This is a genomic window from Pseudomonas sp. IT-P44 (assembly GCF_949768225.1).
Lineage (GTDB): Bacteria > Pseudomonadota > Gammaproteobacteria > Pseudomonadales > Pseudomonadaceae > Aquipseudomonas > Aquipseudomonas migulae.
In genome coordinates this window covers 44,059-56,684 of sequence record NZ_CATKQM010000008.1, presented here as the reverse complement: position 1 = coordinate 56,684, position 12,626 = coordinate 44,059, and the positions used below count along the sequence as shown (strand labels likewise).

Genomic DNA, 12,626 nt, shown 5'->3' with positions numbered 1-12,626 from the left:
GCAGGCTCGCTCCCACAGGGGATGGTTATTAGTGCAGCTTGAGGCGCGGCTCAGTTCCGCGACCAATCTTGCTGCCCAGCATCAACATCGCCGTGCGGAACGCGCCATACAGTGCCATCTGGTGCATGCGGTACAGCGACACATAAAACATCCGCGCCAGCCAACCCTCAAGCATCACGCTGCCAGTCAGGTTGCCCATCAAGTTACCCACAGCCGAAAAACGCGACAGCGAAATCAACGAGCCGTAGTCTGTGTACTTGTACACAGGCAAAGCCTTGCCTTCGATCCGCAGCTTCAGCGATTTGGCCAGCAACGACGCCTGCTGATGTGCCGCCTGGGCGCGCGGCGGCACATTGCGATCGGTGCCCGGTTGCGGGCAGGCCGCGCAGTCACCGAAGGCGAAGATGTTTTCGTCGCGGGTGGTTTGCAGGGTCGGCAGCACTTGCAGCTGGTTGATGCGGTTGGTTTCCAGACCGTCGATGTCCTTGAGGAAACTCGGCGCACGAATCCCGGCGGCCCAGACTTTCAGGCTGGCATTGATCACTTTGCCGTCGGCGGTGATCAGGCTGTCGGCGGTCACTTCGCTAACGGCCGCGTTGGTCATGACATTGACCCCGAGTTTCTCCAGGGTTTTATGCACAGGCCCGCCAATGCGTTCCGGCAGCGCTGGCAGCACCCGTGGACCGGCTTCGATCAAGGTGATGTGCATGTTCTCCGGTTTGATCCGGTCCAGACCGTAGGCCGCCAGCTCATGCGCGGCGTTGTGCAGTTCGGCGGCCAGCTCGACGCCCGTGGCGCCAGCGCCGACGATGGCCACGCTGATCTGCTGCACCACATCCGTCTGCCCGGCGTGCGCGCGCAAATAATGGTTGAGCAGTTGCTGGTGGAAACGCTCGGCCTGTTTGCGCGTGTCGAGGAACAGGCAATGCTGCGCCGCGCCCTGGGTGCCGAAATCGTTGGTGGTGCTGCCGACGGCGATTACCAGCGAGTCGTACGGCACTTCACGCGCCGGCACCAGTTCCAGACCGGCTTCGTCATAGGTGGCGGCCAGCTGGATTTTCTTCTGTGCCCGATCAAGCCCGCTCATGCGCCCCAGCTGGAACTCGAAGTGGTTCCATTTTGCCTGGGCAACATAGTTGAGTTCGTCTTCGGAAGAATTCAGGGAACCGGCCGCCACTTCATGCAACAGCGGTTTCCAGATGTGGGTCAGGTTCGCGTCGACCAGCATCACACTGGCCGTGCCGCGCTTGCCCAGAGTCTTACCCAGACGGGTAGCCAACTCTAGACCGCCGGCGCCGCCGCCAACGATGACAATACGATGAGTCATGGGGATATCTCGCAAGGCTAAAAGAAATCGGTGCAATTACCCGAGCGAGCGCGATGCAGCTCATAGCGTCAGGTAACTGATAAATCGGCTCAACAGGCCCAGGCCAATAGTCACTGCCAGCACCACCACCAGGAGCATCCACGGCCGGAAAGGCCGGCGCTCGACTTGGTGCTGGGACAGGTGCAGGTACTCTTCGACATGCTTTTGGTCGTCGGGGTTCAGGCGGCTGGTCATATCGGGCCTCGTCAGGGGTAGACGTTGCTGAATGTGGGGAAGCTACATGCGGGCGGCGGCGTAACACATCAGCCCGCATTGAACGGAGCATAGCCGCTCGCTGGAACAGGCTCGACGCTGACCGTATCGTCCAGGCGAATGATTCCACTTTGTAACACTCGGGCGGTGATTCCGCCATGTCCGCGAACGGCCTGAAAGGTGCCGGGGCCGAGGTTGTTTTGCAGGCGCGCGCAGGGCTGACACCAACCGGTGGTTTCGAAAATCGCCTGGCCGATTTTGAAACGGCGACCCTTGAGGCTGAACAGGTTGATCCCACTGATAACGAGGTTGCGCCGCAAATCATTAGGCAACAGCGGATTTTCTTCCGAGCGGCCCATCAGCGAGTTGATCACCGCCAGATGCTCCCACTGAATCAGTGTCACCTGCCGCGCATTGCGCACACCGGGGCGGGCGCGATCGCCGGTCAACCCGGCCTCGAGTCGCGCCTCCACGGCCTCCAGTTCTATCATCGGCACGTGTGGCTGCGGGCGCACGCCGATCCAGCGTACGCGGCCGGTTTGCGGGACTTCAGCGATCAGTTCCTGCAATGGACTCACAGGCTGATCCCGACATCGAAGACGATGCTGCGACCGAGGTTGCTGCGCAGGAAATCCGGAGCGTCGGGATGCGCAAATAAAACACGGGCGAAGGTCGGCCCCACCAGCGACAACGAGCGCCAGCCCTGGCGCAAGTATTCGGTGGGCGGCGGGAAATGGCTATTGAGGTCGAGCACTTCGCGCTTGAGGCTGGCGAAGGCAATGATGTCCAACTCGCCCAGGTCCATGCCGCGCTCTTTGTAGTTGTGCGCTTTTTTGCGCAAGGTCGGTGCCAGTCTCAGCAGGAATTCATTGGCCGGAATGCGCCTGGGTTTGGCTTCGCGACGCACCAGCGAACTCAGCGAAAACGCACTGCGTCGGCGTTGCAGTTCATCGCGCCACTCATCGTTGAGGCGCCGGCCTTCGTCGAGCACGAAAAACACTTCGAAATTCGCCTCGCGAAACAGCACGTCCGGCGGCTCCCCGGCAGGCGCGAATTCGTCGGTGCGGTAAGGAATGTTCAGCCCTTGCAGCAGGCGCTGGCACACCCAACGCTCACGCTCCCATTTGCGGGCATTGGAAAGAAACGCGTTGGCTTGCTCGGCCGCAATGGTCAGCAGGCGTAAGTAATCTGAGTCATCCATAGGCCCAAGCTTAGCGTTCAAATGCGTTCGCAAAGAAGACAGTTTGTCGGAGAAGAGCAAAAGCCTGTCACGCCATTGCCCCATCCCGCGCCTGTTTCAGGGCCCTGCACAAAACGGATAGCGATCTGCGCAAAGCGGATATTGCCCCGCGCCTGGCAGCTTTACCCTCGGCTTTACGGGACGTTAGCCGCTTTACCGACGTTCTGAATAAAACAACAACAAGAGATGAATGCCATGCGCAAGATCGACGTACATGAGGTTATCGACAACGCTCGATTCAACCGCTTCCACTGGATGGTGCTGTTCTGGTGTGCCCTGATCATCATTTTCGACGGTTACGATCTGGTGATTTACGGCGTGGTGTTGCCGATGCTGATGAAGGAGTGGGGGCTCAGTCCCTTGCAGGCCGGCGCGCTGGGAAGTTACGCATTGTTTGGAATGATGTTCGGCGCGCTGTTTTTCGGCCCGCTCTCGGACAAGATCGGCCGCAAGAAAGCCATCACCATCTGTGTGATGCTCTTCAGCGGTTTTACCGTGCTCAACGGTTTTGCCCGCAACCCCACCGAGTTCGGCCTGTGCCGGTTCATCGCCGGCCTGGGCATTGGCGGGGTGATGCCCAACGTCGTGGCGCTGATGAACGAGTACGCGCCGAAGAAAATCCGCAGCACGCTGGTGGCGATCATGTTCAGCGGCTACTCCGTGGGCGGCATGCTCTCGGCGGGACTGGGCATCGTGCTGATCCCGAGCTTCGGCTGGCAGTCGGTGTTTTACGTCGCGGTGCTGCCGTTGGTGTTGTTGCCGCTGATCATGTACTTCCTGCCCGAGTCGGTGGGTTTCATGCTGCGTCAGGGACGCAACGAAGAGGCGCGCGCCATTCTTCAACGGGTCGATCCGGCGTACGTCGCACAGTCCGGCGATCAACTGCACATGAGCGAAGTGAAGGGCACCGGCACCCCCGTGCTGCAACTGTTTCGCGAAGGGCGCGCACTGCGCACGCTGATGTTGTGGCTGGCGTTTTTCTGCTGCTTGCTGATGGTTTACGCCTTGAGTTCCTGGCTGCCGAAACTGATGGCCAACGCCGGTTACAGCCTGGGTTCGAGCCTGTCGTTCCTGCTGGTGCTCAACTTCGGCGCCATTTTCGGCGCGGTCGGTGGCGGCGTGCTGGGTGACAAACTGAATCTGCCGCGGGTGTTGGCGGTGTTCTTCGCCGTGGCCGCCGTGTCGATCACCTTGCTCGGTTTCAACAGCCCGATGCCGCTGCTGTACCTGCTGATCGCCATCGCCGGCGCCACCACCATCGGCTCGCAGATTCTGTTGTACGCCTGCGCCGCGCAGTTCTACTCCATGACCATTCGCTCGACCGGTCTGGGCTGGGCCTCGGGCATCGGACGTAACGGTGCGATTGTCGGGCCGCTGCTGGGTGGTGCCTTGCTCGGGATCAGCCTGCCGCTGCAACTCAACTTCATGGCGTTTGCCTTGCCCGGCGCGGTGGCCGCGATAGCCATGACCGTGTTTGCGATCAGCAGTCAGCGCAGTCACAGGCAAGCGCTGCCGGGCCTGCGCAACGGTTCGCCAGACGGGTCTGTCGGCGAAGCTTCATGAAAACGTTTGTCCGGGATTTTTCCCTGTCGGCGGCCGTCGCCGGATTTATCGCCACGGTGATTTCCTATGCCGGCCCGTTGGTGATTATTTTCCAGGCGGCCGAGACCGCACACCTGTCGCGGGAAGTGTTGTCGTCGTGGGTCTGGGCGATTTCCATCGGCAGCGCGGTGCTCGGCATCGGTTTGAGCCTGCGTTACCGCGTGCCGGTGATCATCGCGTGGTCGGCGCCGGGCTCGGCGTTGCTGGTGGCGCTGTTGCCGGGGATCTCGATGCCGGAGGCGGTGGGCGCGTACCTGGTCAGCAGTCTGATCATTTTCCTGGTCGGGGTGTCGGGGGCGTTTGACCGGATCATCGGCAAACTGCCGGCGGCTGTTGCTGCGGCGATGCTGGCGGGGATTCTGTTCAGTTTCGGCACCGGGTTGTTTGTCTCGTTGCAGGGCAAACCGTTGCTGGTGCTGGCGATGTTTGCCACGTACCTGATCTGCAAACGGCTGATGCCGCGTTATGCGGTGGTGATGGTGCTGCTGGTGGGCTGCTCGATGGCGTTTCTCGGCGGTGATTTGCACAGCGAAGCGCTGGTGATCGGGTTGGCCACGCCGGTGTGGATCACGCCCGTGTTCAGCCTGAGCGCGACGCTGAACATTGCCTTGCCGCTGGTGATGGTGGCGCTGACCGGCCAGTTCGTGCCCGGCATGGCGGTGCTGCGGGCCAGCGGTTACGCGACGCCGTCCGGCCCGATCATCGCCAGCAGCGCGTTGGGCACGGCGCTGTTGGCACCGTTCGGTTGCCACGGGCTGAATCTGGCGGCGATCACTGCGGCCATTTGTACCGGTCGCGAGGCCCATGAAAGCCCCGGCAAGCGCTACGTGGCCGGGGTGGTCGGCGGGCTGTGTTACCTGCTGCTGGGCATCTTCGGTGCCACCCTGGTTTCGCTGTTTTCGGCATTCCCCAAAGAGCTGATCGCGGCGCTGGCCGGGCTGGCGCTGTTCGCCGCGATTGCCGGGGCACTGGCCGGCGCAATGGCGGAGCCAAGTGATCGCGAAGCCGCGCTGGTGACCTTTCTCACCACCGCTTCGGGCATGTCGTTGTTGGGTTTGTCCGCGGCTTTTTGGGGACTGATTTTCGGCATGGTCACCCATGTGTTGTTAAACGCCCGTCGCGAAAGCGCGGCGGCTGAAGCACTTCCAACTGTCGATCAATAAAAATAAGAGAAAAAACGATGAAACAGATTCTTCCAACAACCGGTTCCGTGTTGTCCATGGCGCTCGTCTCGGGTTTCTCCACTGGCGCGATGGCGGCTGAGAGCGGCTTTATCGAAGACACCACGGCCACCTTGCAGGCACGCAATTACTACTTCAGCCGGGACTTCTCCGACATCGTCGGGGCGAACAAACAATCGAAGGCCGAAGAGTGGGCGCAGGGCTTCATCCTTAACGTCAAATCCGGCTACACCCAAGGGCCTGTCGGATTTGGTGTGGATGTGATCGGCCTGCTCGGCCTCAAACTCGACAGCAGCCCGGATCGGGTCAATACCGGTTTGCTGCCGGTCAAGGATGACGGGCGCGCGGCAGATGATTACAGCCGTCTTGAAGCGGCGCTGAAGGTGCGTTACTCCAAAACCGAGCTGAAGGTCGGGGAGTTGCAACCCAACCTGCCGGTGCTGGCGTTCAGCGATATCCGCCTGCTGCCGCCCAGCTATCAAGGTGCAAGCATCAGCTCCAGTGAGATCAATGGCCTGACTTTGCAAGGCGGTCACTTGAACACGACCAGCCTGCGCAACGAGGCGGGCGACGAAAAGATGCAGGCCATGCTCGGCCACGTGCCGCAGCGCCAGGTCAGCAGTGATGGCTTCAACTTTGCCGGCGCCGATTACGCCTTCAACGATAAACGCAGCTCAGTCAGCGCCTGGTTCGGGCAACTGGAAGATATCTACAGCCAGCGCTTTCTCGGTCTCAAGCACAGCCAGCCGATGGGCGACTGGACCCTGGGCGCCAACCTTGGTTATTACGATTCGCGCGAAGACGGCAAGAAACTGCTGGGCAACATTGATAACCAGGCGTTTTTCTCGCTGTTGTCGGCCAAGCGCGGTGGTCACACGTTTTATGTCGGTTATCAGGGGATGTTCGGTGACAGCGCATTCCCGCGTGTCTTCGCCAACATCTCGCCGCTGGGCAACGAGGTGCCGACCTACGAGTTTGCCTTTACCGACGAACGCTCCTGGCAGGCGCGTTACGACTACGACTTCGCCGCCCTCGGTGTGCCGGGGCTGACCAGCACCGTGCGTTACATTTCCGGTAATAACGTCGACACAGGGCAAGGGTTCGAGGGCAAGGATCGCGAGCGTGATCTCGACCTCGGCTACGTGCTGCAAAACGGCAGCCTCAAAGGACTCGGGATTCGCGTGCGCAACGTGATGGCCCGTTCCAACTACCGCAGTGATATCGACGAAAACCGCCTGATCCTCAGTTACACCTGGACGCTGCTATGACCATTGAAAAAGAACAACCGCCTTACAACATCGGCTTGCAGGTCAAGCTGGAGCAATTGACCGAGTCGGTGCTGCAAACCGAGGAAGACATGCGCTTTGCCAATCAACTGGCGCGCACGGCCGGCGATCGGGTCAAGGCGAGTGCGCAGAGCATGCAATCTTCGGCCAGTGTGTTGGAGGACCTGAACCTCTACATGCAGCGTCTGGATCAGGTGTTCGATGAACTCGGCAGTCAGTCGATGCGCATCGGTGCGATTGTCGGCAGCATCCAGGACATCGCCCGTCAGACCAATCTGCTGGCGCTCAACGCGGCAATCGAGGCGGCGAGGGCGGGCAGTCATGGCCGAGGGTTTGCGGTGGTCGCCGATGAGGTGCGCAATCTCTCGCGTCAGGCTGCGGACTCCAGTGCGCAGATCCGGCAAATCGCCACGGGGCTGGAGCAGTCGGCGGAGCATGCTCGCCAGGGGATTCAGCAGTTATCCGGCTCCTCCCGTCTGGGGCTGGAAAAGGCTGGAGTGGCTTTGCATTCGATGGGGGAATTGCAAAGCGGTGCGGTGGCCAGGGTCGAGGTGGTCGAACGGATCATGGCGCGTTTGGCCGGCCTGCATGATTTGGCGTTGCAGGCGAAACGGCTGATCGTGTGATGCCTGGTTTTACAGGTTGCTTGTGCAGTTGCCCATGACTTGGTAGGTCACGCGATGGGTCTGGCCCTGATGGTCGATGTAGACCATGGTTGCGGGCACGACGTCGCACGCGGTTGCGGTGTCGGTGACGGAAACCACCTTGGCGATGTCCAGCGGCTGCGCCGGGTCGTACGGGGTGGCGGCGGGCTCGCTGGCGGCCATGGCTGAGGTGGCGATCAGGGTCAGAAACAGGGTGCTCAGGGTTTTCATTTTTGTGCGCTCGGTGTTGGTTTTGATGCTTGAAGTTTAGTCCTTGGTGGTGATGGATAAAGGGGGCTGGGGCTGATTCAGCTTTGCAGGAAACGTAACAATGGGGGGGGCATATCCGTTTCTGTGGTTATGGCGGCTATTGGTTTCGCCCTTACGGCGAGTCACTTTCGAAAAGCGCGAAAGTAACCAAAGCGCTCTTGCCCCTTTCGTTCGGTGCCTCGCTAATGCTCGCCATGCCCTCGCTCCGGTCCTGCTCCGTGGGCCCGCCGCGATCGGCCATCCCTGGCCGTGCGCGGCTAACCCGGCATCCATGCCGGGTTGCCCACTGCGCAGAACCTGCGCTCGGCCTCTCGAGGGGGCGACTACCGCCACAGCCGCCGAGGCGGCCTGAAAGCCGACCTGGCTCTCTGTTCGAACGCGTTGTTCTTCTCGGCTGCGCTCACCCATTCCGAATCTGTACACCGCCCCCCTGTAGGAGCCGGCTTGCTGGCGATGGACGTCAACGATAACGCGGGCTGTCTGAATGAACGCGTCGTCCAGACGCTTTTCGCCGGCAAGCCGGCTCCTACAGGGAATCCCATACGCTTTTGATTTCCACCACTCATCAGGCCGAGCGTTAGCTCGCCTTCGGCTTTTGATCTGAGCGCCCCCTCGAGAGGCCGAGCGCAGGTTCTGCGCAGTGGGCAACCCGGCATGGATGCCGGGTTAGCCGCCCCCGGCCATGGATGGCCGATGGCGGCGGGCCCACGGAGCAGGACCGGAGCGAGGGCATGCCGAGCCTAGGCGAGGCACCGAACGAAAGGGGCAAGAGCCCTTGGTTACTTGGGGCTCTTCCAAGTGACTCGCCGTAAGGGCGAAACCAATAGCCGCCATCACCGAAAAAACGGATATGCCCCCCAACCAAAGACCAACCAAACACCGGTGTAAACTGATACCCCACCCTATTCCGGCAAAGACAAGGGAGCCCACCCAGCCATGATCGGCGCCGAGCTACTGTCCCCCGAAACCCTCACCGTTGGCTGGCTGATCTACATTCCAGCCCTGATCTGGGCCATCGCACGTGCCCCGTGGGTCGAGCTCTTCAGCGACAGCCGCCGCCAGCATTTGTTGTTCGGCACCGTGTTCGCGCTGTTCATGCTGTGGCTGGTACGCCGGGATTTCGACACCGGCGTGTCCTATCACTTCATCGGCATGACCGCCGTAACCCTGCTCCTGGACTGGCCCCTGGCGATCGTCGGAGGACTGGTCGCACAAGCAGGCCTGGTCATGCTCGGACGCCAGGACCTCGCCGCCGTCGGCGTGAACGGCGCCTTGTTGATTCTGCTGCCCGTGCTGGTCACCGAGTGCTGCGCAATCCTGGTCGAGCGCGCGCAGCCGCGTAATCCCTTCGTGTACATCTTCGTTTCCGGTTTCTTCGCCGCGGCGCTGTCGGCCCTGCTGTGCCTGCTGCTGGCCCTGTGGCTGCTGTGGTTCAACGAGCTTTTCGTCATGCCTTACTGGCTGGAAGATTTTGTCGGTTACCTGTGGCTGATCATCTTTCCCGAAGCCTTCATCAACGGCATGGTCGTCAGCGCGCTGGTGGTGTTCAGCCCCGAATGGCTGGAGACCTTCAACCGCACACGCTATCTTTCGGCACCCTGGAAGGACGACGATCCGAAATCTTGATCCACATCAAATCCAAAAAACGTCGACGAATCCATGCTCCGAAAAACCTTCAGGAGCATCGAAAATGAGTGTCTACGAATGGGCAAGGCAGGAGTTGCGCCACAGTCTGGATGCAGCGCAGGAAGTCGGGTTTGATCCGGGGTTGAGCCTGCGCGCCCTGCTCAGCGCGGTGGTGCAGCAGAGCAAGGCCGTGCGCAGTGTCGAGGATCTGGCCGATGAGTTGCAGTTTCTCGCCGAGAACCTCGATGACGGTCAGGACTACGGCTTCATGCGGCCCTGAACCGTCACTTAGTGACGTGGGTCGAAATCACCACTGAACAACTCGTCCTCGGCATCGGGTGCCACTGGAATCTTGTGCTCTTCCGATGCCCACGCCCCCAGGTCGATCAGTTTGCAGCGGTCCGAACAGAACGGCCGGAATGTGCTTTCCGGGGTCCATTCCACAGGGGCGCCGCAGGTTGGGCATTCGACGGTTGGGATCTGGCTCATGACTGGCCTCCACGCAATGTAAGGTAAAAGTGATGCAGGCGATCGACCTCGCTGTGCAGCCAGGCGAGGTCGCGGTCGTTGACCACCACATCGTCGGCATGGCTCACGCGATCCTGGCGACTGGATTGCGCCTTGAGGATCGCCTGAACCTGTTGTTCGCTGGTCTGGTCACGCTGCAGGGTGCGTTCGATCTGTAGTTGTTCGGGCGCATCGATCACCAGCACTCGCTGGGTCATGGCGTACTGCCCGGACTCGATCAGCAACGGCGAAACCAGAATCGCGTAAGGCGATTGTGCCTTGCCCAGGTGATCGGCGATTTCCCTGGCGATCAGCGGATGCAAAAGCGCCTCGAGCCAGAGGCGTTGCTCAGGCACTTCGAAGATCAGTTTGCGCAACGCTGCGCGATCCAGTTGCCCGTCGGCTTGCAACACGCCGGGGCCAAAATGTTCGGCGATCTGTGCCAGCGCCGGGCGGCCCGGCTCCACCACCCAGCGCGCCGCATGATCGGCATCGACCACGTGCACGCCCAGGTCGATGAAGTGCTGGGCGGCCGCGCTTTTGCCGCTGCCGATGCCGCCGGTCAGGCCGAGAATCCAGGGTTTATCCACAGGGGTATTCATTTCAAACCGACAAACTGCCAATAGAAGCCGGTTATTTGACCACCCCAGAGCAATGCAATCCAGCCGGCAATCGCCAGATAGGGACCGAAGGGGATCGGGGTCGAGGTTTTCGCATTGCGCAGGCTCAGCAAAATCATGCCGATAATCGCACCCACCAGGGACGACAACAGAATGGTCAGCGGCAAAATCTGCCAGCCGCCCCAGGCGCCCAGCATGGCCAACAGCTTGAAATCACCGTGGCCAATGCCTTCCTTGCCGGTGATCAGCTTGAACAGCCAGAACACCGACCACAGCGCCATGTAGCCCGCAATTGCGCCCCACAGCGCCTCGTGCAACGGCACGAACAATCCGAAGCTGTTGACGACCAGTCCCAGCCACATCAGCGGTAGCACCAGCACATCCGGCAACAGTTGATGCTCGGCGTCGATCAGGCTCATGGCCAACAGGCCCCAGCTCAGGACCAGCACCATCCCGGCTTGCCAGCCGAAACCGAAGTGCCAGGCAATGAACGCCGACAGCAGGCCGCAGGCCAGTTCGGTCAACGGGTAGCGTTTACTGATGGGCGTTGCGCAGCTTGAGCATCGTCCACGTAAAAACACGTAACTGAGCAGCGGGATGTTTTCCCAGGCGCGAATTCGGTGCCCACAATGCGGGCACTCGGAGTGGGGCAGCATCAGGTTGTAGGTCGCCGGCGGTGTTTCGCCAGGCAGACCGAGAATGTCCCGGGCCTGCAATTGCCACTCACGCTCGAGCATTTTCGGCAGGCGCCAGATCACCACATTGAGGAAGCTGCCGACCAGCAAGCCGACCAGCAGTGCAATGACGACAAACGCCAACGGGTACACGGTCAGGATTTCGTTCAAGGGCATGTCAGATCGCATTGCCGAGTTGGAAAATGGGCAGGTACATCGCAACCACCAGGCCGCCGACGATAACACCCAGCACCACCATGATGAATGGCTCCATCAGGCTGGTGAGATTGTCGACCATATTGTCGACTTCCGCCTCATAGAAACTGGCGACCTTGTCGAGCATGTCGTCCAGTGCGCCCGACTCTTCGCCAATGGCCGTCATCTGGATCGCCATGTTCGGAAAGACGCCGGCGGTGCGCATGGAGAAATTCAGCTGCATACCCGTCGAAACGTCCTGCTTGATACGCAGCACCGCCCGCTTGAACACGATGTTGCCGGTCGCGCCCGCCACTGATTCCAGCGCCTCGACCAGCGGCACACCCGCGGCGAAAGTGGTCGACAGCGTACGGGCGTAACGGGCCACGGCGGACTTGTACATCAATGCGCCAATCAACGGCAGTTTCAGCAGCCAGGTGTCTGTCCGGTCCCGAAAGCCTTGCGATGTCTTGAAGGCGTGGCGCACACCGAATATCGCCGCAAGCAGCACGCCAAGCATCAGCCACCACCAATCCTGCATGAACTGCGACAGGCCGATGACCATCACCGTGAACGCCGGCAGTTGCGCACCAAAACCTTTGAACACCGACTCGAACTGCGGCACCACCTTGACCAGCAGAATCCCGGTGACGATGATCGCGACGACCACCACCGCCAGCGGATAAGTCATGGCTTTCTTGATCTTGGCCTTGAGGCTTTCGCTCTTTTCCTTGTAGGTCGCGACCCGCTCCAACAGGGTGTCCAGCGCGCCGGCCTGTTCGCCGGCATCCACCAAATTGCAGTAGAGCTCATCAAAATACTGCGGCTTTTTGCGCAGGGCTGCCGCGAAGCTGTTACCCGCCGCGACTTCCTGTTTCACCTCGTCCACCAGTTTGCGCATGGCCGGGTTTTCGAAGCCTTCGCCGATGATGTCGAACGACTGCAACAGCGGTACGCCGGCTTTCATCATGGTCGCCATCTGCCGGGTGAACAGGGCAATGTCATTCGCCTTGATGCGTTGGCCGAGGCTGAAAAACGAGGCGGATTTCTTGCGCACCTTGCCGGGGTTGATGCCTTGCTTGCGCAGTTGCGCCTTGATCAGCGCCGGGTTCTGAGCGCTGAGTTCGCCGGTTATTTTCGTACCTTTTTTGTCGGTGCCTTCCCAGGCGTACACACTGATTTTCGCTGCTTTGACCGCCATG

General features: G+C 60.7%; 14 protein-coding genes and 1 pseudogene. 6 read left to right on the top strand and 9 right to left on the bottom strand.

Features of this window, described 5'->3' with window-relative positions:
- Nucleotides 1–28: 28 nt before the first annotated feature.
- The 4 genes from ACM6IO_RS04170 to ACM6IO_RS04155 form a co-directional block, all read right to left on the bottom strand.
- Nucleotides 29–1,327, bottom strand: a complete 1,299-nt coding sequence (locus ACM6IO_RS04170; RefSeq protein ID WP_414911005.1) for an NAD(P)/FAD-dependent oxidoreductase — start codon at nucleotides 1,325–1,327, stop codon at nucleotides 29–31.
- A 60-nt stretch (nucleotides 1,328–1,387) separates the two neighbouring features.
- Nucleotides 1,388–1,561 carry a DUF3094 domain-containing protein gene (locus ACM6IO_RS04165; protein ID WP_032833555.1) on the bottom strand — a complete coding sequence of 58 codons (174 nt, stop codon included), beginning with the start codon at nucleotides 1,559–1,561 and terminating at the stop codon, nucleotides 1,388–1,390.
- A gap of 68 nt (nucleotides 1,562–1,629) precedes the next feature.
- Entirely contained in the window at nucleotides 1,630–2,157 is a 528-nt protein-coding gene (locus tag ACM6IO_RS04160) for an MOSC domain-containing protein (protein WP_414911004.1), read from the bottom strand.
- Complete coding sequence (locus ACM6IO_RS04155) at nucleotides 2,154–2,780, bottom strand: DUF1780 domain-containing protein (protein WP_032828736.1); 627 nt, start codon at nucleotides 2,778–2,780, stop codon at nucleotides 2,154–2,156. The genes ACM6IO_RS04160 and ACM6IO_RS04155 overlap by 4 nt, the downstream gene beginning before the upstream one ends.
- Nucleotides 2,781–3,014: 234 nt before the next feature.
- Here ACM6IO_RS04155 and ACM6IO_RS04150 point away from each other — a divergent pair, with 234 nt between their 5' ends.
- From ACM6IO_RS04150 to ACM6IO_RS04135, 4 genes and pseudogenes are all read left to right on the top strand, one after another.
- Nucleotides 3,015–4,382: an aromatic acid/H+ symport family MFS transporter gene (locus ACM6IO_RS04150; RefSeq protein ID WP_414911003.1), complete on the top strand. Its 1,368-nt coding sequence runs from the start codon at nucleotides 3,015–3,017 to the stop codon at nucleotides 4,380–4,382.
- Nucleotides 4,379–5,584: a benzoate/H(+) symporter BenE family transporter gene (locus ACM6IO_RS04145; protein WP_414911002.1), complete on the top strand. Its 1,206-nt coding sequence runs from the start codon at nucleotides 4,379–4,381 to the stop codon at nucleotides 5,582–5,584. Before ACM6IO_RS04150 ends, ACM6IO_RS04145 begins: the two co-directional genes overlap by 4 nt.
- A gap of 17 nt (nucleotides 5,585–5,601) precedes the next feature.
- Complete coding sequence (locus ACM6IO_RS04140; RefSeq protein WP_414911001.1) at nucleotides 5,602–6,870, top strand: OprD family porin; 1,269 nt, start codon at nucleotides 5,602–5,604, stop codon at nucleotides 6,868–6,870.
- A gap of 242 nt (nucleotides 6,871–7,112) precedes the next feature.
- Nucleotides 7,113–7,514 (top strand): annotated as a pseudogene (locus ACM6IO_RS04135) (methyl-accepting chemotaxis protein); the annotation flags it as partial.
- Between the two features lie 9 nt (nucleotides 7,515–7,523).
- On the opposite strand, the gene ACM6IO_RS04130 reads toward ACM6IO_RS04135, so the two are convergent.
- Nucleotides 7,524–7,763 (bottom strand): DUF2790 domain-containing protein, encoded by a 240-nt coding sequence (locus ACM6IO_RS04130; RefSeq protein WP_008028718.1) that lies wholly within the window; start codon nucleotides 7,761–7,763, stop codon nucleotides 7,524–7,526.
- A gap of 975 nt (nucleotides 7,764–8,738) precedes the next feature.
- Here ACM6IO_RS04130 and ACM6IO_RS04125 point away from each other — a divergent pair.
- Both ACM6IO_RS04125 and ACM6IO_RS04120 read left to right on the top strand, forming a co-directional pair.
- Nucleotides 8,739–9,428: an energy-coupling factor ABC transporter permease gene (locus ACM6IO_RS04125; RefSeq protein ID WP_192227990.1), complete on the top strand. Its 690-nt coding sequence runs from the start codon at nucleotides 8,739–8,741 to the stop codon at nucleotides 9,426–9,428.
- A gap of 64 nt (nucleotides 9,429–9,492) precedes the next feature.
- Nucleotides 9,493–9,708, top strand: a complete 216-nt coding sequence (locus tag ACM6IO_RS04120) for a hypothetical protein (RefSeq protein ID WP_008033212.1) — start codon at nucleotides 9,493–9,495, stop codon at nucleotides 9,706–9,708.
- Nucleotides 9,709–9,716: 8 nt separating this feature from the next.
- Here ACM6IO_RS04120 and yacG read toward each other — a convergent pair whose 3' ends face one another.
- The 4 genes from yacG to ACM6IO_RS04100 are packed head-to-tail and all read right to left on the bottom strand — an operon-like array spanning nucleotide 9,717 to nucleotide 12,625.
- The gene (yacG, locus tag ACM6IO_RS04115; protein WP_008033210.1) at nucleotides 9,717–9,917 is read right to left on the bottom strand and encodes a DNA gyrase inhibitor YacG; all 201 of its coding nucleotides are present in this window, start codon (nucleotides 9,915–9,917) and stop codon (nucleotides 9,717–9,719) included.
- Entirely contained in the window at nucleotides 9,914–10,537 is a 624-nt protein-coding gene (coaE, locus tag ACM6IO_RS04110; protein ID WP_414911000.1) for a dephospho-CoA kinase, read from the bottom strand. The genes yacG and coaE overlap by 4 nt, the downstream gene beginning before the upstream one ends.
- Nucleotides 10,534–11,406, bottom strand: coding sequence for a prepilin peptidase (locus tag ACM6IO_RS04105; protein ID WP_207286522.1), 873 nt, complete (start codon nucleotides 11,404–11,406; stop codon nucleotides 10,534–10,536). Before ACM6IO_RS04105 ends, coaE begins: the two co-directional genes overlap by 4 nt.
- 1 nt (nucleotide 11,407) lies before the next feature.
- The gene (locus ACM6IO_RS04100) at nucleotides 11,408–12,625 is read right to left on the bottom strand and encodes a type II secretion system F family protein (protein ID WP_008033207.1); all 1,218 of its coding nucleotides are present in this window, start codon (nucleotides 12,623–12,625) and stop codon (nucleotides 11,408–11,410) included.
- Between the last annotated feature and the right edge of the window lies 1 nt (nucleotide 12,626).